At 67.2% G+C, this 20,279-nt stretch carries 18 protein-coding genes; 7 read left to right on the top strand and 11 right to left on the bottom strand.

Translation table 11 applies throughout. The annotated features are described in order from the left end of the window. Positions 1-18: 18 nt before the first annotated feature. The 3 genes from AC4GYU_RS01820 to AC4GYU_RS01810 are packed head-to-tail and all read right to left on the bottom strand — an operon-like array spanning position 19 to position 1,174. Entirely contained in the window at positions 19-576 is a 558-nt protein-coding gene (locus tag AC4GYU_RS01820) for a DUF1003 domain-containing protein (protein ID WP_491085199.1), read from the bottom strand. A gap of 4 nt (positions 577-580) precedes the next feature. Then, entirely contained in the window at positions 581-901 is a 321-nt protein-coding gene (locus AC4GYU_RS01815; protein ID WP_491085198.1) for a YbjQ family protein, read from the bottom strand. Between the two features lie 30 nt (positions 902-931). Continuing rightward, positions 932-1,174: a DUF2312 domain-containing protein gene (locus AC4GYU_RS01810; protein ID WP_344695465.1), complete on the bottom strand. Its 243-nt coding sequence runs from the start codon at positions 1,172-1,174 to the stop codon at positions 932-934. Positions 1,175-1,297: 123 nt separating this feature from the next. On the opposite strand from AC4GYU_RS01810, the gene pyk reads away from it, so the two are divergent. Continuing rightward, a complete protein-coding gene (gene pyk / locus AC4GYU_RS01805; RefSeq protein WP_491085197.1) occupies positions 1,298-2,758 on the top strand; it encodes a pyruvate kinase in 1,461 nt (486 codons plus the stop codon). Here pyk and AC4GYU_RS01800 read toward each other — a convergent pair. The 4 genes from AC4GYU_RS01800 to glf are packed head-to-tail and all read right to left on the bottom strand — an operon-like array spanning position 2,743 to position 8,947. Next, positions 2,743-3,627, bottom strand: coding sequence for an NAD(P)H-hydrate dehydratase (locus AC4GYU_RS01800; RefSeq protein ID WP_491085196.1), 885 nt, complete (start codon positions 3,625-3,627; stop codon positions 2,743-2,745). The genes pyk and AC4GYU_RS01800 overlap by 16 nt on opposite strands. Continuing rightward, complete coding sequence (locus AC4GYU_RS01795) at positions 3,627-4,409, bottom strand: histidine phosphatase family protein (protein ID WP_491085195.1); 783 nt, start codon at positions 4,407-4,409, stop codon at positions 3,627-3,629. The genes AC4GYU_RS01800 and AC4GYU_RS01795 overlap by 1 nt, the downstream gene beginning before the upstream one ends. Before the next feature lie 47 nt (positions 4,410-4,456). After that, positions 4,457-6,613, bottom strand: coding sequence for a family 1 glycosylhydrolase (locus AC4GYU_RS01790; RefSeq protein ID WP_491085194.1), 2,157 nt, complete (start codon positions 6,611-6,613; stop codon positions 4,457-4,459). A 15-nt stretch (positions 6,614-6,628) separates the two neighbouring features. Then, positions 6,629-8,947: a UDP-galactopyranose mutase gene (glf, locus tag AC4GYU_RS01785; RefSeq protein ID WP_491085193.1), complete on the bottom strand. Its 2,319-nt coding sequence runs from the start codon at positions 8,945-8,947 to the stop codon at positions 6,629-6,631. Positions 8,948-9,249: 302 nt separating this feature from the next. Here glf and AC4GYU_RS01780 point away from each other — a divergent pair, with 302 nt between their 5' ends. From AC4GYU_RS01780 to mce, 3 genes are read left to right on the top strand one after another with little or no spacing between them, the layout of a single operon-like run. Further along, positions 9,250-10,782, top strand: a complete 1,533-nt coding sequence (locus AC4GYU_RS01780; RefSeq protein ID WP_491085192.1) for an acyl-CoA carboxylase subunit beta — start codon at positions 9,250-9,252, stop codon at positions 10,780-10,782. Then, on the top strand, positions 10,779-11,006 hold the full coding sequence (locus AC4GYU_RS01775; protein WP_491085191.1) for a hypothetical protein: 228 nt from the start codon (positions 10,779-10,781) through the stop codon (positions 11,004-11,006). The genes AC4GYU_RS01780 and AC4GYU_RS01775 overlap by 4 nt, the downstream gene beginning before the upstream one ends. A gap of 10 nt (positions 11,007-11,016) precedes the next feature. Beyond that, a complete protein-coding gene (mce, locus tag AC4GYU_RS01770) occupies positions 11,017-11,436 on the top strand; it encodes a methylmalonyl-CoA epimerase (protein ID WP_491085190.1) in 420 nt (139 codons plus the stop codon). Between the two features lie 22 nt (positions 11,437-11,458). On the opposite strand, the gene AC4GYU_RS01765 is transcribed toward mce, so the two are convergent. Further along, positions 11,459-12,157, bottom strand: a complete 699-nt coding sequence (locus AC4GYU_RS01765; protein ID WP_491085189.1) for a hypothetical protein — start codon at positions 12,155-12,157, stop codon at positions 11,459-11,461. Between the two features lie 71 nt (positions 12,158-12,228). Between AC4GYU_RS01765 and scpA the strand changes: the two genes are divergently transcribed. Genes scpA through AC4GYU_RS01750 form a run of 3 tightly spaced genes read left to right on the top strand, consistent with a single transcriptional unit; the run spans position 12,229 to position 16,614 of the window. After that, on the top strand, positions 12,229-14,361 hold the full coding sequence (gene scpA, locus AC4GYU_RS01760; RefSeq protein ID WP_491085188.1) for a methylmalonyl-CoA mutase: 2,133 nt from the start codon (positions 12,229-12,231) through the stop codon (positions 14,359-14,361). After that, complete coding sequence (locus AC4GYU_RS01755) at positions 14,358-14,597, top strand: hypothetical protein (protein ID WP_491085187.1); 240 nt, start codon at positions 14,358-14,360, stop codon at positions 14,595-14,597. Before scpA ends, AC4GYU_RS01755 begins: the two co-directional genes overlap by 4 nt. Further along, positions 14,587-16,614, top strand: a complete 2,028-nt coding sequence (locus tag AC4GYU_RS01750; RefSeq protein WP_491085186.1) for an ATP-binding protein — start codon at positions 14,587-14,589, stop codon at positions 16,612-16,614. The genes AC4GYU_RS01755 and AC4GYU_RS01750 overlap by 11 nt, the downstream gene beginning before the upstream one ends. 3 nt (positions 16,615-16,617) lie before the next feature. Here the strand turns inward: AC4GYU_RS01750 and AC4GYU_RS01745 are convergent, their stop codons facing one another. The 3 genes from AC4GYU_RS01745 to AC4GYU_RS01735 all read right to left on the bottom strand — a co-directional run bounded on the left by AC4GYU_RS01745 (position 16,618) and on the right by AC4GYU_RS01735 (position 20,238). After that, entirely contained in the window at positions 16,618-17,376 is a 759-nt protein-coding gene (locus tag AC4GYU_RS01745; RefSeq protein ID WP_491085185.1) for an SDR family NAD(P)-dependent oxidoreductase, read from the bottom strand. An 83-nt stretch (positions 17,377-17,459) separates the two neighbouring features. Next, positions 17,460-18,569, bottom strand: a complete 1,110-nt coding sequence (locus tag AC4GYU_RS01740; protein WP_491085184.1) for a S8 family peptidase — start codon at positions 18,567-18,569, stop codon at positions 17,460-17,462. Positions 18,570-18,777: 208 nt separating this feature from the next. Further along, positions 18,778-20,238 (bottom strand): type II secretion system protein GspD, encoded by a 1,461-nt coding sequence (locus AC4GYU_RS01735; RefSeq protein ID WP_491085183.1) that lies wholly within the window; start codon positions 20,236-20,238, stop codon positions 18,778-18,780. Between the last annotated feature and the right edge of the window lie 41 nt (positions 20,239-20,279).

Below are 20,279 nucleotides of genomic sequence, written 5' to 3'. Positions count from 1 at the left end.
CCAGCTTGGCCGTTCTTCTCAATCTCGCGGCGATTTCGGCTCGAGCAGCCGGTCGACTTTCTCGTGTAGCGCCCGAAGCTCGCTCTCGGCGCGCGCGGCGAGGAGCTGGTCGACCTTGTAGTGGAGGCGAAGGAGTTCGAGCTCGGCCCGCAAATTCGTCTCATAGTCGAGCTGCGCGGCGAGCCGGTCCTTCGAGGCCTGCCGGTTCTGGCTCATCATGATGATCGGCGCCTGGATGGCGGCGACGGTCGAGAGCATTAGGTTGAGGAAGATGTAGGGATAGGGGTCGAACGCCATCCCGAAGCGCTCGAGAATGTCGCTGTTGAGCAGCATCCAGAAGAGCAGCACCGCGGTGAAGGCGATGATGAAGGTCCAGCTTCCCCCGACCGCGGCGACGCGGTCGGACAGGCGGTCGCCGAAGCTGGCCTGCGCCCGCGCTTCCTGGTTGAGGTCGCGGCTGCTGGCGGTGCCGGCGGCGATCGCGGCGAGGACCCGGCGTTCCTCTTCGCGAAGATCGATGTCGGACCGGTCGAGCAGGCTCTGCGCGACCGCGGCGGGAGAGCTTTCCCCCGTCATCGCCTCAGCCGAGCTTCACCGCAGTGCCGCAGACGCAGACCATCAGCATCGAGCCCGACTTGCCGATCACCTCATAGTCGAAGTCGACCGCCAGAATGGCATCGGCGCCGAGCTTGCGGGCCGAGGCCTCCATCTCCTGCATCGCCTGGGCGCGGGCTTCCTGGATCGACGATTCGTAAGCGCCCGAACGGCCGCCGAAGAAGTCGCTGACCGAGGCGAAGACGTCCTTGATCACATTGGCGCCGACGATGACCTCGCCGCCGACGAGGCCGAGATAGTCGCGGACCGGCCGGTTCTCGAGCGTCGAGGTGGTGGTGATGATCATGCCGTCTGCTCCCCTGCTTCAGGGCCGACCTTAGTGCAGCCCCAGCGCATTGCGATAGGTTTCGAGCAGGGCGTCGGCTTCGTCGCGCGCATGCTTCTCCATCTTCCGCAGACGGACCACCTGACGCATCGTCTTGGTGTCGTAGCCATTGGCCTTGGCTTCGGCGTAGACATCCTTGATGTCGTCGGCGACGCCCTTCTTTTCTTCCTCGAGCCGCTCGATGCGCTCGATGAACAGGCGCAGCTGGTCGGCGGCGACGTTGCCGTCGGACATGATTCCCTCTCCCCGGTGAATAGGTATGCGGCGGGCCCCTTAGGCCAGTGGACCGACCCCGCCAAGCGGTTGAAGAAAGGGCGGTGGCCGCTATGGCGATGGGGCAACAGGAGAATAAGGTAAGTGTCGAAGTCCGTTGGCCCGCGCGAGCGAAAGGTCCGAATTCTGGCCACGCTTGGCCCCGCTTCGGGCAATCGCGAGATGATCACCAAGCTGATGAAGTGCGGGGCCGACGCCTTCCGCATCAACATGAGCCATGGCGACCAGTCGACCAAGGCCGGGCTGGTTCAGATGATCCGCTCGCTCGAGGAAGAGTATAAGCGGCCGACCACCATCCTGTTCGACCTTCAGGGGCCCAAGCTCCGCGTCGGCCGCTTCGCCTCGGGCCGGGCCGAGCTCGAGACCGGTGCGCGCTTCCTTCTCGATGCCGACACGACCCCCGGCGATTCGAGCCGGGTCGAGCTTCCGCATCCCGAACTGTTCGAGGCGGTGCGCGAGGGCGACCAGCTGCTGATCGACGACGGCAAGGTCCGGCTCCGCGTGGCGGCGGTGAGCGCGACGCGGATCGAGACGATCGTCGAGGTCGGCGGCAAGATCAGTGACAACAAGGGCGTCAACGTGCCCGACGTGCTTGTCCCGATCCCGGCGCTGACCGAGAAGGATCGCGACGACCTCCAGTTCGCGCTGGCGCAGGGGGCAGACTATATCGCGCTTTCCTTCGTTCAGCGGGCCGAGGACGTGATCGAGGCTCGCCAGCTGATCGGCGACAAGGCCGCGCTGATGGTCAAGATCGAGAAGCCGGCGGCGATCGAGCGGCTCGAGGGGATCCTCGAGCATGCCGACGCGGTGATGGTGGCGCGCGGTGACCTCGGGGTCGAGCTTCCCGCCGAGGCGGTGCCGCCGCTCCAGAAGATGATCGTCGCCCGTGCCCGCGAACTCGGCAAGCCGGTGGTCGTGGCCACCCAGATGCTCGAGAGCATGATCACCTCGCCGACCCCGACCCGGGCCGAGGTGAGCGACGTCGCCAATGCGATCTACGACGGCGCCGACGCGGTGATGCTTTCGGCCGAGAGCGCCGCGGGCGACTTCCCGGTCGAGGCGGTGGCGATGATGGACCGGATCGGCCGGTCGGTCGAAGCCGATCCCAATTATGCCGCGCGGGTGCATTTCACCGCGACCCCGGCCGAGCCGACCACCGCCGATGCGCTGGCCGAGAGCGCCGGCAACATCGCCAATACGGTCAATGTCGCCGCGCTCGTCTGCTACACCTCGACGGGGTCGACCGCGCGGCGGATCGCCCGCGAGCGCGGCCCGGTGCCGCTGCTGGTGATGACCGCGAGCAAGACGGTGGCGCGGCGGATGGGCCTCGTCTGGGGCGTCCATGCCGTCCACACCCGCGACGTGTCGAGCTTCGAGGAAATGGTCGGCAAGGCCAAGCGCATGGTGCTTCGCCACAAGCTGGCGAGCGGCGGGGAGCGGGTCATCATCCTCGCGGGCGTGCCCTTCGGGACCGCGGGCTCGACCAACGTGCTGCACGTGGTCAAGGTCGCCGGCGACGAACTCGACGATTACGGCGTGAGCTGACCCGCCTCGGCGAGGATCGCCGGGACTTCATCGGGAATCTCGCGGGCAAGGTAGCCGAGCGCGCCGATGCGCTGGCCTAGCCTGCGGCCCGCCTCGCCATGACACCAGACGCCCCATAACAGGGCGGTAAGCGGATCGGCGCGGCGCGCGAGCAGGCCGCCGACGATCCCGGCCAGCGTGTCGCCAGAGCCCGAGACCCCGAGCCCGGGACCGCCGCCTTCGAAGCGGAAGGTCTCGCCGCCGGGGCTGACGACATGGCTCGCGATGCCCTTCACCAAGGTGACGGCCTGGTAGCGTTCGGCGCAGTCGCGGCCGGCGGCGAGCGGATCGGCCTCGACCTTCTCGACCTCGCAATCGAGGAGGCTCGCCATCTCGCCCGCATGGGGGAGGAGGATCGGGGTCGCGGAGGACTTTGCGACGTCGTCACGGCGCTTCGGCAGGGCGTGAAGCAAAGCCGCGTCGAGGACGAGATTGGGGCATTGCGCGGCGAGCGCCGCGGCCAGCCTCGGGGTCTCCTCATTCCCTTCCATGCCGGGCCCGGCGACGACGACGTCGGCCTTGGCGGCAAGCGCTGCCAGCGGGTCGATCGTGGAGGGGGCAAAGCCGCCCTTGCGGCCTTCGGCGAGCCCGCGGACCATGGCTTCGGGCATCGAGACCGAAAGGCCGGTGGCGGCGCATCCGGCGGTGGCGATCTGGAGCCGGCCGGCACCGGCGCGCATCGCGGCCATGGCGGTGAGGAGGGCGGCGCCTGCGACTTCGCGGCTGCCGGCGATGATGAGGATGCTGCCGCGCTCGTCCTTGTCCCCGCTGGCGATCGGCGGAAGCGGATATTGCTTCAGCGTCTCGCGATCGAGCGGGCGGACGGGCATCAGCGGCTGCCGGTCATCTGGTCAGGCTCGGCGGTGACCGGAGCGCCTTCCTCGACCAGCGGCGCGGCGTGGTTCCACAGCGCAAGGCGCGGGGCGCAGTCGAGCTCGTGCACCTCGAAGTCGAAGGCGCAGATGCCGCAGTTGAGGACGTCGGCGGCCTTGTCGATGGCGAGGATCTGGCCCTCGTCCAGCTCTTCGAGGATGTAGCGCATGCACAGCACCACGACCTGGTGACAGACGATCAGGACGCGGCGGCCGCTGTAGTGGAGGTTGATCGAGTTCATCGCCGAGCGGAGACGGAGGATGACGTCGGCCCAGCTCTCGCCGCCGGGCGGGCGATGGTAGAATTTTCCGAGCCTCGCGCGGTGGGCGGCTTCCTCGGGATAGCGCTGGCGGATGCCGAGCGTGGTGAGGCCGTCGAACACACCGAATTCGCGCTCGCGCAGGCGCTCGTCGATGACCGTCCGGGCGCGGCCGCCCGCAAGGCCGCCGGCCTCGCAAATGGCATGGGCGGTCTGGCGCGCGCGCAGATAGGGCGAAGAGAGTATAACCTCGGGCTTCTCGGAGTCGGAAAGGCCGGCGAACCAGCGACCGGCGGCTTCGGCCTGCGACTTGCCGAATTCGGACAGAGGCACGTCAACGTCGCGCATGTCGATGCCGATGGTGGCGAGACCCTGGGCCTCCGAGCGGTCCCGGGCGACATTGCCCTGGCTCTGCCCGTGGCGGACGAGATAGAGGCGCTGGGGCCAGTGGCTCGGACTTTGCGGCGCGACCTGTTCCATGCCCCGGTTCAAAGCATGATCGCCTTCTGGGGTCCAATTCCGGCCATCTAGCGCGGCAGGTCCTCGGCGAAGCGGACGAAATCGTCGAGCGCGTGGTCGAGCGGGCGAAGGATCTGGCCGCGGCTGGTGGCGAGGCTGGTGTCGCTGCGCGGGCCGCCGCTGTCTACGATCTGGCGCGCGCTGACCCCGGTCCGGTCGGCGACTTCGTGGGCAAGGCCATGCCAGCTAATGCTGCCCTCGTTGGCGAGGTGCCAGAGGCCCTGTTCGCCATCGAGCAACAGGTCGAGCGTGGCGTGGACGAGGTCGGGAACGTAGGTCGGGGTAACGACCGCATTGTCGCTCGCGGCCACTTCCTCGCCGCGCTGCAGCCGCTCGAGCGTGTTGTAGAGGAAATTGTAGCGGTCCCACGGTCCGAAGAAGGCGCTGGTGCGGATGATCAGGGCCTGCGGGTCGATCGCCATGACCCGGTCCTCGGCCTGCGCCTTGCTCGCGCCATAGACGGTTGCCGGACTGGTCGGGTCGGGTTCGACATAGGGGCGGCCGAGCTGGCCGTCGAACACAAGGTCCGAGGAGAAAGTGACGAAGGGGATGCCGCGGCGGTGGCAGGCGGCGGCCAGGAGCTCGGCGCCGGTGGTGTTGATGCGGAAGCAGTCGTCGGGCTGGTGCTCGGCCTCGGGCACCCGCACGAAGCCCGCGGTGTTGACCACCGCCCACGGGCGAATGCTGTCGAGGGCGCGGTCGATCGACGCGGGATCGGTGATGTCGAGCGCGGCGCGGTCGGTCAGGCGATGGCGGAGCCCGCGGTGGCGGCAGAGCCGCGCGAAGGCCTGGCCTAGGGTGCCGGTGGCGCCCGTGATGAGCAGGGGCTCGGTTCCGAGATGACGCTCCATGCAAGGCTTGCCCCCAGAATAGAAGCGCTCGCTGCGCCGCCACCAGGGGCGACCGTCGAGCGCGGGATGGACGAGTGGCTGGCCATGGGCAAGCGCCCGGGCGGCGCGGGCGACCATCGTCGGACGGAGCTTGCCGCCGCGCGTGTCGAAGGCGCCGACATCGTAGAAGCCTTCGCGGCGGGTGAGGAGCGAGCGCCAGTCGACGTTGCCGAACAGCGACCAGAGGGTAACCGCGCGGACATCGCCGCCCTCGGCGCGAAGCTGCTCGGCGGCATTCCATACCTCGTGCAGCCAGCGGACCTGCTCCTCGCGGCTGCAGCCGTGATGGACCTCGGTTACCGCGAGGGGAATGCCGTAGCGCTTCCATGCCTCGCGCAGGCGGGCGAGCGGTCCGGTCTTGCCGGCCAGATGGGGCAGGCGGACCGCCTCGACGTCGACGTAGCGATCACGGCCGTTGCTCCCGATATGCTGGCCGGGGAAAAGGCTGGTGCGCTCGTCGAGATAGCGCTCGCTCGTCAGGTAGTGATTGATGCCGATGAGGTCGGGGGTCCCGCCGCCGCTCGCAATCCGGGCGAGCTGCTCGTCGCCGACGCCGGCCTCACGGAGGAGGTGGCGGAAAGGGTGACGGGGGCCGACGCGGCCGGTCAGCAGGTCGATGCTGAGCCAGCGGCGGACATTCTCGTGCTCGGCCTGGTAGGCGAGCTTCTCGGTCGCGAAGGTCTTGCCCAGATCCTCGGTGAGGACGTGCCGGGCATGGGGGACGACCGTGCGGATCGCGGCCATCGCCTGGACGATGCCGTCGCATTCATTGGCGAGCGCTCGGAGAAAGTCGGGGTAATTCTTCCGGTGCGGATACCAGTGGCCATAGAGGCAGGAAAAGCGCGCGGTGGTCAGCGGCTCGTTGACCGGTGTCCAGTCCTCGATCCACGGATAGCGCCGGGCGACCTCGCCGGCATAGCGGGCGAGCTTGGTCGGAAATTCGGGGTCGAGGAGATCGGTATAGCGCGGGCCCGAGCCATGGTGGACGAGCCCCCCGATGACCTTGATCCCGAGGTCGCGAAGGCGACGCAGCCGTTCGTCATGCCAGGAGAAATCGAGCTGGTCGGGCGCGTCGGGCGCGACCCGCTCCCAGACGATCGGGTAACGGACCGTGCGGATGCCGAGCTCGGCGATGGCGTCGAGGTCGGCCAGCCGGACGGCGTGCCCGGTCTCGACGACCTGGTCGCGATAATCGTCGCCGATCCGGACGACGGTGCACTCCACTCCGCCCCATAACTGGAGGGGCGGAGTGATGCGTTCTCGATCCTGTGCCATGGGCGCCTCGCTGGCCTAGATGGCCAGGCGGAGCTCCCGGCTGGAAGCGCCGATCTTGCTGCGGGCTTCGTCCATGCGCCTGAAGGTGGCGAGGGCCTGACCCACGATCTGGTCCATGTTGTAGTAACGGTAGGTCGCGAGGCGGCCGACGAAGGTCACGCCCGGGGTCGCATCGGCGAGCGCTTCATACTTCTTGAACAATGCCTGATTCTCGGGCCGCGGGATCGGATAATAAGGATCGCCCTCCGCGCTCGGATATTCGAGCGTGATGGTGGTCCGCGGATGCTCCTGCCCGGTCATGTGCTTATACTCGCTGATGCGGGTGTAAGGCGTCTCGGTGTCGGGATAGTTGACCACCGCGACCGGCTGGAACTGCTCCTTGTCGATCGTCGAGTGGACGAAGCGCAGCGAGCGATAGGGGAGCTTGCCGAACTTCCAGTCGAAATATTCGTCGATCGGCCCGGTGTAGATGATGTGCGCGGCGTCGATCTCGTTGCGGACGTCGCGGAAGTCGGTGCCGAGCGACTTGTCGATCAGCGGGTGGTCGAGCATCCGCTCGAACATCCGGGTGTAGCCCTCCAGCGGCATGATCTGGTGGGTGTCGGTGAAGTAGCGGTCGTCGGTGTTGGTGCGGGTCGGGATCCGGCTCGTCACCTGCTTGTCGAGCTCCGACGGATCGAGGCCCCATTGCTTGCGGGTGTAGCCCTGAAAGAAGAGCTCGTAGAGCTCGCGTCCGACGGCGTTGATGACGACGTCCTCGCTGGTGCGAATGTCGGCCACCGGCTCGGCGCGCGAGGCGAGAAAGGCCGCGGCCTCCTCGTCGTTCCTGAGCCCCGCGTCGAACAGCTTGTTCAGCGTCGTGCGGTTGATCGGGATCGGCACCAGCTGGTCGCGGACATGCGCCAGCACGCGATGCTCGTACGGACGCCACTGGGTGAATTGCGAGAGATAGCTGACGATCTCGTCGCTGTTGGCGTGGAAGATGTGCGGCCCGTACTTGTGGTAGAGGATGCCGTTCTTGTCATATTCGTCATAGGCGTTGCCGCCAACATGCTCGCGCTTGTCGATCATCAGCACGCGCGCGCCATGCTGGGTGGCAAGCCGCTCGGCGAGGACCGAACCGGCAAAGCCGCAGCCGACGATCAGATAGTCGTACTTGCGGTTGCGGCTGTGGGTGAGATGGCCCTGGCCGAAGGCCGGACGCTCGATCTTCTGGCCCTGCTCGGTGACTTCGGCGACGAGCGCCGCCATCCGCGCCTGGGTCGTGTCCCAGCTCATGTCGGCGAGCGCGAGATCGACTTCGGCAAGCCATTCGCCGTTGCCGCGGGTGAGGTCGAGCGCCCGCTCGCAGGCGTCGATGAACTGCTCGGCGGTGCCGGCGATCATCACGCCCGAAAGCTTCTCGTAGTGACGCTTGACGTCCTTGATCGGGGTCGAGACCACCGGACGGCCGGCCGCGAGATATTCGGGGGTCTTGGTCGGCGAGATGAAGCGGGTCGCCTCGTTGATGGCGAAGGGCATCATCGCCACGTCCCAGTTGCCGACATAGGCCGGCAGCTCATCGTAGCTCTTGCCGCCGAGATAATGGATATTCTCGCGGCGGGGCAGGTCGTCCTCGCTGATCTTCACGACCGGGCCGACCATGACCAGCTGCCAGTCGGGGCGGGCGGTGGCGACCTGTTCGAGCAGCTCGAGGTCGATGCGCTCGTCAATCACGCCGTAGAAGCCGAAGCGCGGGCGGGCGATCGCCTGCTGGTCGGCAGGGTCGGCAATGCCGGCGCGGGCCTTGCCGAAGTGGGCGCGGTCGACCGACGAGGGGAAGGGGTGGACGCTGCCGTGGCGCTTCTTCTTCGCCTCGTAGAGCGAATAGCCGCCGGTGAAGACGATGTCCGAGGCGTCGAGCAGCTCGCGCTCGAGGTCGAGCAGCTCGGCCGGCGCAAAGCGGAAGGCGCTCAGCTCGTCCATGCAGTCATAGACCGTCGCGACCGCATCGAGATGCCGCGAGAAAGGCAACATCATCGGGGTGTAGTACCAGCGGACGAAGCGGCCCGAGAGCGTCGCGGCATATTGGTCGAGCAGACCCTTGAGGACGGTCCGCTGCGCATCGACGTCGAGGCCGTCGGGAAGGTGCGGAGTGACAATCGTGACATCGGCCATGTCCCGGGCCGGACGGACGTCGAGCGAGGGACCCTCGCCGGCGGCGGAGGGCACGGGCTCTTCCCAGATGACGACCGGCATCGATTTGGCGAACCGGCTCATCAGATGCTGCGGCCGCTGAAACACGAAGTCCCACCGGAGGTGCGAGAAACAGATGAGGGTGGTCCCCTTCGCCACGGTCGGGGCCTGAGAAGAACCAGTGTCGTGAACGCCGACTTCCTCGAACATACGCTTGAGACCTCTTCTCAAAGGGATTTGATTACGGAACAACAACGGTCTGCCGGGATGAGATCCGCTGGGACGCGGCTCTCACGGCGGAGTGGTATTGCGGTGCAGCAAACGGAATTTGCCCCTCACCTCGCTCTGCTGAACGGATGTTCATTGGCAATGGTTCCTGCGGTGCAACAAATGTTAGGGAAATGGCGTTGGGGGCTGCCCGAGTTGACGCGCTGCAATGCGAGCGCGAAAGGCTTCGCCCCATGAGCAGCACCATCGCCGAACTCGAACGCCGCCGCGCCGCCGCCCAGATGGGCGGGGGTCAGAAGCGCATCGATGCCCAGCACAGCAAGGGCCGTCTGACCGCGCGCGAGCGCCTCACCGTGCTGCTCGACGAGGGCAGCTTCGAGGAGGTCGACGCCTTCGTCGAGCATAATGCGACCGAGTTCGGGATGGCCGACCAGCGCTTCCCGGGCGACGGCGTGGTCACTGGCTCGGGCACCATCAACGGCCGGCTGGTCTATGTGTTCGCGCAGGACTTCACCGTGTTCGGCGGCTCGCTGTCGGAGCGGCACGCGGAGAAGATCTGCAAGATCATGGATGCGGCGATGAAGGTCGGCGCGCCGGTGATCGGCCTCAACGATTCGGGCGGCGCGCGAATCCAGGAAGGCGTCGCCAGCCTCGCCGGCTATGCCGAGGTGTTCCAGCGCAACGTGCTGGCGAGCGGCGTCGTGCCGCAATTGAGCCTGATCATGGGCCCGTGCGCGGGCGGCGCGGTCTATTCGCCCGCGATGACCGACTTCATCTTCATGGTGAAGGACAGCTCCTACATGTTCGTCACCGGGCCTGACGTGGTGAAGACCGTCACCAACGAGGTGGTGACTCAGGAAGAGCTCGGCGGGGCGATCACGCACACCACCAAGTCATCGGTGGCCGATCTCGCATTCGAGAATGACATCGATGCGCTGCTCGGCGCGCGCGACTTCTTCGATTTCCTGCCGCTGTCGAACCGCGTGCCCGTGCCCGAGCGGCCGACCGAGGACGCCTGGGACCGGGTCGAGGAGAGCCTCGACACCTTGATCCCACCCAGCGCCAACCAGCCCTACGACATGCACGAGCTGATCCGGAAGGTCGCCGACGAGGGCGACTTCTTCGAGCTGCAGCCCGCGCATGCCGGCAACATCATCATCGGCTTCTGCCGCATCGAGGGCCGCACCGTCGGTGTCGTCGCCAACCAGCCGATGGTGCTGGCGGGCGTGCTCGACATCAATTCGTCGAAGAAGGCCGCGCGCTTCGTCCGCTTCTGCGACGCGTTCGAAATCCCGATCCTGACTTTCGTCGACGTGCCCGGCTTCCTTCCCGGCGTCGGCCAGGAGCATAACGGCATCATCAAGCATGGCGCGAAACTGCTCTTCGCTTATGCCGAAGCGACCGTCCCCAAGATCACCGTCATCACCCGAAAGGCCTATGGCGGCGCCTATGACGTCATGGCGTCCAAGCACTTGCGCGGGGATTTGAACTACGCCTGGCCGACCGCCGAGATCGCCGTGATGGGCGCCAAGGGCGCGGTCGAGATCATCTTCCGCAAGGACATCGGCGACGCCGACGCCATCGCCCAGCGCACGAAGGAATATGAGGAGCGCTTCGCCAACCCCTTCGTGGCGGCGAGCATGGGCTTCATCGACGACGTCATCCAGCCGCGCGAGACCCGCCGCAAGGTCGCGCTGGGCCTCCGCAAGCTGCGCGATAAGCAGCTCGAAAATCCGTGGAAGAAGCACGACAATATCCCGCTGTGAGATATTACTGGCTCCCAGTCTTCCTGTTCACGCTGGCGGCGCTCGGCTTCTGGCAGTGCTGGCGGGGGCACCGGACCGGCAAGATGTGGGCACTCGATCCGACCGGCTCGGCCTTCGGTGCCGACCGGCAGGACGGCTGTCTCTTCGTCATCGGCTGGTGGACGACATTGTTCACCGCGCTCGCGGCCACCGTGCTCGGCGGCCTATTCATCTGGAAGAGCTGAAGGCAAGGCAATGAAACTTGGACGCCTCAACCATGTCGGGGTTGCGACCTCGTCGATCGAGAAGAGTCTCGACATGTACCGCCGCCTGTTCGGCGCGGAGCCCTCGTCCCCGGCCTTCGACCTGCCCGCTCAGGGCGTGAAGGTCTGTTTCGTCGATGCGCCCAACATGCAGGTGGAGCTGATCGAGCCGCTCGGCGCCGACAGCCCGATCGCCAAGTTCCTCGAGAAAACCCCCCAAGGCGGGCAGCACCATGTCTGCTTCGAGGTTCCCGACATCGAGGCCGCGCGCGCCCATTTCGAAGGGCTCGGCACGCGGATCCTCGGTCCCACGCGAATCGGCGCGCATGGCACTCCGATCTTTTTCCTTCATCCGAAGGACATGGGCGGAATGCTGACCGAGATCATGGAAAGCCCGCGCCAGGCGCACTGAGCGGCGGCTGCGGTCAGGGATTTCAGCCTTTGTCCGCGGCGGTCTCGTCGTGGCTGCCCGCGAGGCCGGCACCGATCCCAGCACCGCCCATTCCCATTCCCATGCCCATTCCGCCGCCGCCGCCACCACGACCGCCACGATCATTGCCGCCGTCGGCCCGGCCCCGTCCGCCGCTGCCCGCTGTCCGGCTCGGTCCCTGGCTTGGCACGGCGATCCCGGCTGGAACGGGGTCGAGCCCGAGTGCCCGGCGGATGAAGTCGCGCAGCGCGACGACCAGTTCCGCAGTGTGGACTGGCCGGCCCGCGACCAACTCCTGAGCGGCGCGGGTGGCGAGTTCGACCTGCTCGTCGGTGCCGAGCAGGATGATGTCGGCAAGCGCCGCCTCGACCGCGTCCCGCATCCGCCGCGAGCGATCGGAGCCGCTGCTTTCCGCCTCGAGTTTCAGGCCCTCGTCGGCCTCGGCCGCCGCGCGGCGGCGAAGGTCGCGAAGGTGCGTGGGGTCGACCGACAAATCGCCGGTAAAGGATCCGCCGAGGGTCTTGTAGGCGGCGATCAACGTCCGCAGCCGCTCGTTGATCTGGCGGTTCTCGCGCTCGCGGCGCTGCTGGATCGTCATCATCGCGAGGAGCCGCACGCCGACCCCAATCAGCGTGATGAGGGACAGGCCGAGCAAGGTCGTGCCGATTGCCTGCCATGAACTGAAGTCGAGACCGCGCATCATCCCCTAACGTCCCAGCGTGCGCGGAGCTGCGCGCATTGGCAGGCGATGCCCCCGGCGCTAGGGCGTCGGCCATGCCGAACGACAGCAAAGACGCCTGGAAGACCCTTGCCGCGAAGGAAGCGCGCGGTGCCGACCTCTCGCGGACGACGCCGGAAGGGATCCGCTTGAAGACGGTCTACGGGCCCGAGGATTCGGCCGGGATCAATCCCGGCTATCCCGGTGTCGCGCCTTATACCCGCGGCCCCTATGCCACGATGTACGCCGGCCGCCCGTGGACCATCCGGCAATATGCGGGTTTCTCGACCGCCGAGGAATCGAACGCCTTCTATCGCCGCAACCTGGCGGCCGGGCAGAAGGGGCTCTCGGTCGCCTTCGACCTCGCAACCCACCGCGGCTACGACAGCGACCATCCGCGCGTCACCGGCGACGTCGGCAAGGCGGGCGTCGCGATCGACAGCGTCGAGGACATGAAGCTGCTGTTCGACGGCATCCCCTTGGGCGAGATGTCGGTCTCGATGACCATGAACGGCGCGGTGCTTCCGGTGCTCGCCTTCTTCATCGTCGCGGGCGAGGAGCAGGGCGTTGACCGGGCCGCGCTGACCGGGACCATCCAGAACGACATCCTCAAGGAGTTCGCGGTCCGCAACACCTACATCTATCCGCCCGAGCCCTCGATGCGGATCGTCTCGGACATCATCGCCTATACGTCGGCCGAGATGCCCAAATTCAACAGCATCTCCATCTCGGGCTATCACATGCACGAGGCCGGGGCGACGGCGGTGCAGGAACTCGCCTTCACGCTGGCCGACGGGATGGAATATGTCCGCGCGGCGGTCGCGAACGGGCTCGACGTCGACGCTTTCGCGCCGCGGCTGTCCTTCTTCTGGGGCATCGGGATGAACCTCTTCATGGAGGTCGCCAAGATGCGCGCGGCCCGGACCCTTTGGGGCCGGATCATGACCGAGCTCGGCGCCAAGTCGGAGAAGTCGAAGCTGCTCCGCACCCACTGCCAGACCAGCGGCGTCAGCCTCACCGAGCAGGACCCCTACAACAACATCGTCCGGACCACGATCGAGGCGCTGGCGGCGGTGCTGGGCGGGACGCAGTCGCTCCACACCAACAGCTTCGACGAGGCGATCGCGCTTCCGACCGATTTCTCGGCGCGCATCGCCCGCAACACCCAGCTGATCCTCGCCGAAGAGAGCGGGGTGACCGCGGTCGCCGATCCGCTCGGCGGCAGCTGGTATGTCGAGGCGCTGACCCGCGAGCTCGAGGAGAAGGCCTGGGCGCTGATCCAGGAAGTGGAGCGCCTCGGCGGGATGACCAAGGCGGTCCAGGCGGGCTTGCCGAAGCGCCGGATCGAGGAAGCCGCGGCCGAGCGTCAGGCCAAAGTCGACACGGGCGAGACGGTGATCGTCGGCGTCAACCGCTACCGGCTGCCCGAAGAGGCCGAACTCGACATCCTCGAGGTCGACAACGCCAAGGTCCGCGCCGGGCAGATCGAGCGGCTGACGCAGCTTCGAGCGGACCGCGACGCGGCCAGGGTGCAGGCGTCGCTCGACGCGCTGGAAGAGGGCGCACGGAGCGGCGCCAACCTCCTCGCGCTGAGTGTCGAGGCGGCGCGAGCCCGCGCCACGCTCGGCGAGATTTCGGATGCGCTCGAGCGGGCATTCGGCCGCTATGCGACCAAGCCCGAGCCCGTGTCGGGCATCTATGGCCAGCGCGCGGACCAGCGCTGGGAAGAGGCCAAGCAGGGGACCCGCGCCGTCGAAAACCGCCTCGGCCGCAAGCCGCGCATGCTGGTCGCCAAGATGGGGCAGGACGGCCACGACCGCGGTGCCAACCTCGTCAGCTCGGCCTTCGGCGACCTTGGCTTCGAGATCATCGCGGGGCCGCTGTTCCAGACTCCGCGCGAAGCTGCCGAGCTTGCGGTCACCGGCGAGGTCGACGTGGTCGGCGCGTCGAGCCTCGCGGCCGGCCACAAGACACTCATTCCCGAGCTGATCGGCCATCTCAAGGACATGGGCCGCGCCGACATCAAGGTCATCGCCGGCGGGGTCATCCCGGCGCAGGACTATGCCGAGCTTCGCGCCGCGGGCGTCCAGGCGATCTTCGGTCCCGGCACCAACCTCGCCGACGCCGCGGACGAGGTGCTGCGGTTGCTCGGCCACAACAAGCCGCCGATCGATGAGGCGGCTGAGTGAAGTATCGCCTCGGCTGCGGAGCCTTCGTGATCGTTGGCTTGGCGTGGTTGGGGTTTGTACTCTTCGAGCTTTTTGCAACGACGTTAGGTGACTGTGCGTCACCTGACGACGCATGCACTTTCTATCGCGGGTACGTTGAGGGCTTCATCTTCTGGCGTGGCTTGGCGGTCGCGCTGCTTCTGATACTGGCCTTCCTCGGCTTCCGTTTCTTCTACAAGGACGACGATGTTCAGTAAGATCCTCATCGCCAATCGCGGCGAAATCGCGTGCCGGGTGATCAAGACCGCGCGCCGCATGGGCATCAAGACCGTCGCGGTCTATTCGGACGCCGACGCCCGCGCGCCCTTCGTGAAGATGGCCGACGAGGCGGTGCACATCGGTCCGCCGCCGGCGGCGCAGAGCTATCTGCTCGCGGACAAGATCATCGAGGCCTGCAAGGCCACCGGCGCCGAAGCCGTGCACCCGGGCTATGGCTTCCTGTCGGAGCGCACCAGCTTCGCCGAAGCGCTCGCGGCCGAGGGCCTCGCGTTCATCGGACCGCCGGTGAAGGCGATCGCCGCGATGGGTGACAAGATCGAATCGAAGAAGCTCGCCAAGGCGGCCGGCGTCAACGTCGTCCCGGGTTTCGTCGGCGAGATCGAGGATACCGAGCATGCGGTGCGGATCGCCGGCGACATTGGCTATCCAGTGATGATGAAGGCCTCGGCCGGCGGCGGCGGCAAGGGCATGCGCCTCGCTTATTCCGAGCAGGACGTCCGCGAGGGGTTCGAGGCGACCAAGCGCGAGGGGCTCAACAGCTTCGGCGACGACCGCGTCTTCATCGAGAAGTTCATCGAGGACCCGCGCCACATCGAGATCCAGATCCTCGGCGATCAGCACGGCAACATCCTCTATCTGAACGAGCGCGAATGCTCGATCCAGCGCCGCCATCAGAAAGTGGTGGAGGAAGCGCCGTCGCCCTTCGTCACTCCGGAGATGCGCAAGGCGATGGGCGAGCAGTGCGTCGCGCTGGCCCGCGCGGTCGGCTATTACAGCGCGGGAACGGTGGAGCTGATCGTCTCGGGCAAGGACCCGACAGGACAGAGCTTCTACTTCCTCGAGATGAATACCCGGCTCCAGGTCGAGCATCCGGTGACCGAGGCCATCACCGGCATCGACCTCGTCGAGCAGATGATCCGTGTCGCGGCGGGGGAGAAGCTGCCGTTCTTGCAGGCCGACATCGGCATCGACGGCTGGGCGATCGAGAACCGAGTCTATGCGGAGGACCCCTATCGCGGCTTCCTCCCGTCGACCGGGCGCCTCGTCCACTACCAGCCGCCCGTGCCGGGCTGGACCGATGACGGCGCCGCCAACGGCCGCCGCGGCCTTGACGGGGTGCGGGTCGACGACGGCGTCTTCGAGGGCGGCGAAGTGTCGATGTTCTACGATCCGATGATCGCCAAGCTCGTCACCTGGGCTCCGACCCGCGACGAGGCGGCGGACAAGCAGGTCGAGGCGCTCGACCGGTTCCGGATCGAAGGGCTCGGCCACAATGTCGATTTCCTGTCCGCCATCATGCAGCATCCGCGCTTCCGCTCGGGCGAGCTGACCACCGGCTTCATCGCCGAGGAATATCCCGAGGGCTTCGCCGGCGCGCCGCTCGACGAACAGCTCACGGCCGACCTGTCGGCAATCGCCGCGTTCATCGCCACCGTGCATGAGGCGCGGGCCGGGCAGATCGACCAGCAGCTCAGCCGTCCCGCGGCGGCGACGCGCGATCACGTCGTCCGGCTCGACGGCGGCGCCGAGCACCGGGTTCGCTTCCATGTCGACAAGGTGGTGGTCGACGATGGCGAGCCGCTGTTGTTCGACGCGGACTATATGCCCGGGCAGCGGCTGGTCCGTGCCATCGTCGGCAAGCGCCAGCGCAACGTGCTGGTCGCGAAGGACGGCCGGTCGTGGAAGATGAAGACCCGCGGCGCGACCCACCGCGTGACGGTGATGACCCCCCAGGTCGCCGAGCTTGCCCGGCACATGATCGAGAAGGTCCCGCCCGACCTTTCCCGCCTGCTCCTCGCGCCGATGCCGGGGCTGCTGACCCGGCTCGACGTCAAGCCTGGCGACAAGGTCGAGGCCGGTCAGCCGATCGCGGTCATGGAAGCCATGAAGATGGAGAACATCCTGCGCGCCGAGAAGAGCGCGACGGTCAAGGCGACCCCGGTCGGCGCGGGCGAAAGCGTCGCGGTCGACCAGGTGATCGTCGAGTTCGAATAAGCCTCAGGCGCTGGTCCCGCCGTCGATCGTCACGCAGGCGCCGTTGGTGCCGCTGGCGGCGGGGTCGAGCAACTGCATGATGGCATGCGTGACCTCGTCGACGGTGATGAGGCGGCCATTGGCATTGGTCCTCGCGAGCCAGGCACGGGCCTCGTCGATCGACTTGCCGGTGGCGCCGGCGATGCGCTCGGCGCTGTCGTCGACCATCGGCGTATCGACGAAGCTCGGGCAGATGGCGTTGACCGTCAGCCCCGTCTTGGCGAACTCCAGTGCAAGGCTCTTGGCGAGGCCGATCGCGCCATGCTTGGAGGCGACGTAGGGCACCGCCATGGCAGCGCCCTTGAGGCCCGCGACCGAGGCCACGATCACCAGCCGCTTGCCGGGCGCCTGAAGGTCGGGGAGCGCCTGCTGCGCGCCGTCGAACAGCGCTGTCAGGTTGGTCGCGATGATCGCGTCCCACGTCTCGCGGCGCGTCCGGAGGAAGGGCCGGCTGTCGCCGATCCCGGCATTGAGGATGACATAGTCGAGCGGGCCATTCTTCGCGCGTGCCTCGGCGAAGGCGCGGGCCTGTGCCTCGGGGTCGGTGACGTCGCACGCGATGGCAAGTCCGCCGGTCTCGGTGGCGACTGCTTCGAGCGGCTCGGGTCGACGGCCAAGCAGGGTGACGGTGGCGCCGGCGGCGGCGAGGGCACGGGCGATCCCGGCGCCGATGCCGGTCCCGCCGCCAGTGATGAGGGCATGCTTGCCAGTCGCGAAGGTCATCACCCGACCCTAGCCGTGGCGCAGGCAAAGGAAAGGGGCGACCCGCTCGCGCAGGCCGCCTCCGTTTCCTCCAAGGCTGGCGCTTAGCGGACGCCGATCTTGTCGGGGTTGCCGTCGGGATCGCCCGAGACCACGCCGCCATTGCCGATTGCGCCCTGGAGCAGCAGGCCGGCGAGGTGCGGGGTCGCCATGCTGGTCCCGCTAATGGTGTTGTAGCCACCATTGAGCCAAGTCGACTTGATGCTCACGCCCGGCTCCGCGAAGTCCACCGGCGGGTTGCCGTAGTTCGAGAAGCTCGCCCACTTGTCGCCGACCGCGAAGGCCGAGACCGTGTAGATGTTCGGGCCATTGGCACGGGCCGGCGAGTGGTTGTTGGCGTTGTCGCTCTCATTGCCCGCGGCGAGGGCGAAACGCACGCCGCTCTGCGCGGCGTTGATGACCGCCGTGTCGAGGGCGCTCGAAACGCCGCCGCCGAGGCTCATGTTGGCGACATCGCCGGGCTTGCCGTTCTTGGCGACATAATCGACGCCCGCGATGACGCCCGAGTTCGAGCCCGATCCGCGACGATCGAGGACCCGGACCGCGACCACCGGAGCACCCGGGGCGACGCCGATCACGCCCACGCCATTGGCCTTGGCGGCGATCGTTCCGGCGACGTGCGTGCCGTGGCCGTTCTGGTCGGCCGGCGAATTGTCGCGGACAAAGCTCTTGCTGCGCGCGAGGTCGGCATTGAGGTCGGGATGCGAGAAGTCGAGGCCGGTGTCGATGATCCACGCGGTGGCGAAGGTGCCGGCGGCACCGCCGTTGACGCGGGCGATCCCCCACGGCGTTTCCTCGGCCTGCGCATTGAAGGTCGGCTGACCCTGCGCCGAGACCGGGCCGGTCATGACGACCTGGTCCTGCTCGCAATATTCGATCTTCGGATTGTTGGCCTTCATCCGCTCGACTGCCTGAGCCGGAAGCTCGGCGGCGAAGCCACGGATGGCGACGCTGTAGACGTGGCTCACGCGCGCACCCACGGCCTGGGCCGAGCGGTTGGCTTCGGCCTCGGCCTGGCCGCGGTTCACTTCACGCGCCTTGAACACGCAGATGTAGCTGTTCTCGATCTTGTCGCCCGGGCGCTCGGCCAGGGCCGGCGTGGCGATCAGGGCAGCCGGGACGATGGCTGCGGCAGTCAGGAAAAACTTCTTCATGGGATGGCACCCCCTCGGTTCGAACGATGTCGGCCGACGCCATAAAACTGACGCTGACATGAACGAAGCTATTCGCAAAAAACCGCGAGTCCAGAAGAAATTTCCGGTAAAAACAACGCATTAACCTCGATCAATAGGGTCGAGATCGAGGGTGCTCGACCGGTGGTCCGGTCGGGGAGGCGCCAGGTCCTTTGAAGCAGGATCTGCCCTAGCGGCCCGCACCTCCTGTCAGACCCGGCACGGCAGGGGAGGGCGCCGGCTGGAGCGGCGCCTCATTGCGGCGATGCCGCACGATCCTCGGCGTGATCACGATGTAGAGTTCGGTCTTGGCGCGGGTCGACCGCTCGTTGCGGAAGACGGTGCCGACGATCGGGATGTCGCCGAGGATCGGCAGGCGCCCCTTGGTCTTGAGGTTGTTCTCCTGGGTCAGCCCGCCAATGACGAACGTCTCGCCGTCGCGGACGCTGGCCGAGGTCTCGGCCTCGCGCTGGCTGATCGTCGGATAGCCCTGGCTGTAGCCGGTAACCGAAGAGACCACGCCATAGATCTGTGAGGTGACGAAGCCGTCGCTCGAGACGCGCGGGGCGATCTGCAGCGTCACGCCGACATTGACGTACTGAACCTGCTGGCTGACGCCGTTGACGCCGGACAAGGTGATCGAGGTGAGGATCGGAAGCGCATCGCCGGTGATGATCTTGGCCGCCGAGCCCGATTGGGCCGCGATCCGCGGCCGCGAGACGATCCGGCCCTCGCCCTTCTGCACTTGGGCATAGATGGCGGCCTGGATGACGCCCGACTTGAACGGTTCGAGCGGATCGTTGCCGAAGGGCGTGTTGCTGCCGAGCGAGATCGAGCCGACCGCGATCTGGCCGTCGCGATTGGCAAGGTCGAGCCCGAGGTTTCGGGCGCCGGTCTCGGTCAGCTCGACGAACTGGGTCTCGAGGATGACCGAATCGACCGGGATGTCGATCGCCGCGATCTGCGCTTTCACTCGTGCGATGCGGTCGGGGGTGCCGGTGATCCAGATGGCGTTGAGGCGGCGGTCGACCGCAAGCCCGCGGCCGGCGAAGCTCTGTCCGAGCGGCTGCTGGTTGGCGGGCTGCTGCTGCTGATTGTTGTTGTACTGATATTGGGTGTTGGCGTTGGCGATCGAGCCGAAGCCGGGTTCGCGCCGGATGAAGACGTTGTTGGGCTGGATCGTCTCGCCCTCGACGAGCAGGCCGATGACTTCGCTGACGTCGGCATATTTGAGCGGAACGAGCTCATAGCTGTCGCCTTCGATGCCGGGCTCGACATAGGCCGGAAGCGCGGTGGCAGGAGCAACGGCCTCGCCTTCGGACCCGATCGGACGGGCCCCGATCGCTTCGTCGCCGGACAGGCGCTGGACGATCACCTGGAGGGTCTTGTCGCCAGCCGGCTGCACGCTGACCTGCGCGGGGGCTGCGGTGTCGAAGCGCCAGAGGAGGCCGCTCTCGGTGCTTTCAAAGCTCGTGGCGCGGACGATGCCGCGATAATTGTCGCGCGGCTTGACCCGCGGGGAGCGCAGCGTCGCGCGAAGCAGCAGCTCGGGCCGCGTGGGATTATTGTTGAGCGGCGCCGCCTGCGGCTCGGCGGGCGAGAAGCGCACGAGGAAGGACGCGCGATTGTCGTCTGCGGTGACGACCTTCACTTCCTCGACAACCGATGGCACCGGCTGCGCAGGCAAGCTGG

Source organism: Sphingomonas sp. SP2 (assembly GCF_058313385.1).
This window is presented reverse-complemented; position numbering and strand designations above follow the sequence as displayed.

Excerpts from the sequence above, each read along its gene's own strand:
- AC4GYU_RS01820 (WP_491085199.1), bottom strand. The coding sequence starts at position 576 with ATGACGGGGGAAAGCTCTCCCGCCGCGGTCGCGCAGAGCCTGCTCGAC.
- AC4GYU_RS01815 (WP_491085198.1), bottom strand. The coding sequence starts at position 901 with ATGATCATCACCACCACCTCGACGCTCGAGAACCGGCCGGTCCGCGAC.
- AC4GYU_RS01810 (WP_344695465.1), bottom strand. The coding sequence starts at position 1,174 with ATGTCCGACGGCAACGTCGCCGCCGACCAGCTGCGCCTGTTCATCGAG.
- AC4GYU_RS01800 (WP_491085196.1), bottom strand. The coding sequence starts at position 3,627 with ATGCCCGTCCGCCCGCTCGATCGCGAGACGCTGAAGCAATATCCGCTT.
- AC4GYU_RS01795 (WP_491085195.1), bottom strand. The coding sequence starts at position 4,409 with ATGGAACAGGTCGCGCCGCAAAGTCCGAGCCACTGGCCCCAGCGCCTC.
- AC4GYU_RS01790 (WP_491085194.1), bottom strand. The coding sequence starts at position 6,613 with ATGGCACAGGATCGAGAACGCATCACTCCGCCCCTCCAGTTATGGGGC.
- AC4GYU_RS01780 (WP_491085192.1), top strand. The coding sequence starts at position 9,250 with ATGAGCAGCACCATCGCCGAACTCGAACGCCGCCGCGCCGCCGCCCAG.
- mce (WP_491085190.1), top strand. The coding sequence starts at position 11,017 with ATGAAACTTGGACGCCTCAACCATGTCGGGGTTGCGACCTCGTCGATC.
- AC4GYU_RS01765 (WP_491085189.1), bottom strand. The coding sequence starts at position 12,157 with ATGATGCGCGGTCTCGACTTCAGTTCATGGCAGGCAATCGGCACGACC.
- scpA (WP_491085188.1), top strand. The coding sequence starts at position 12,229 with ATGCCGAACGACAGCAAAGACGCCTGGAAGACCCTTGCCGCGAAGGAA.
- AC4GYU_RS01750 (WP_491085186.1), top strand. The coding sequence starts at position 14,587 with ATGTTCAGTAAGATCCTCATCGCCAATCGCGGCGAAATCGCGTGCCGG.
- AC4GYU_RS01745 (WP_491085185.1), bottom strand. The coding sequence starts at position 17,376 with ATGACCTTCGCGACTGGCAAGCATGCCCTCATCACTGGCGGCGGGACC.
- AC4GYU_RS01740 (WP_491085184.1), bottom strand. The coding sequence starts at position 18,569 with ATGAAGAAGTTTTTCCTGACTGCCGCAGCCATCGTCCCGGCTGCCCTG.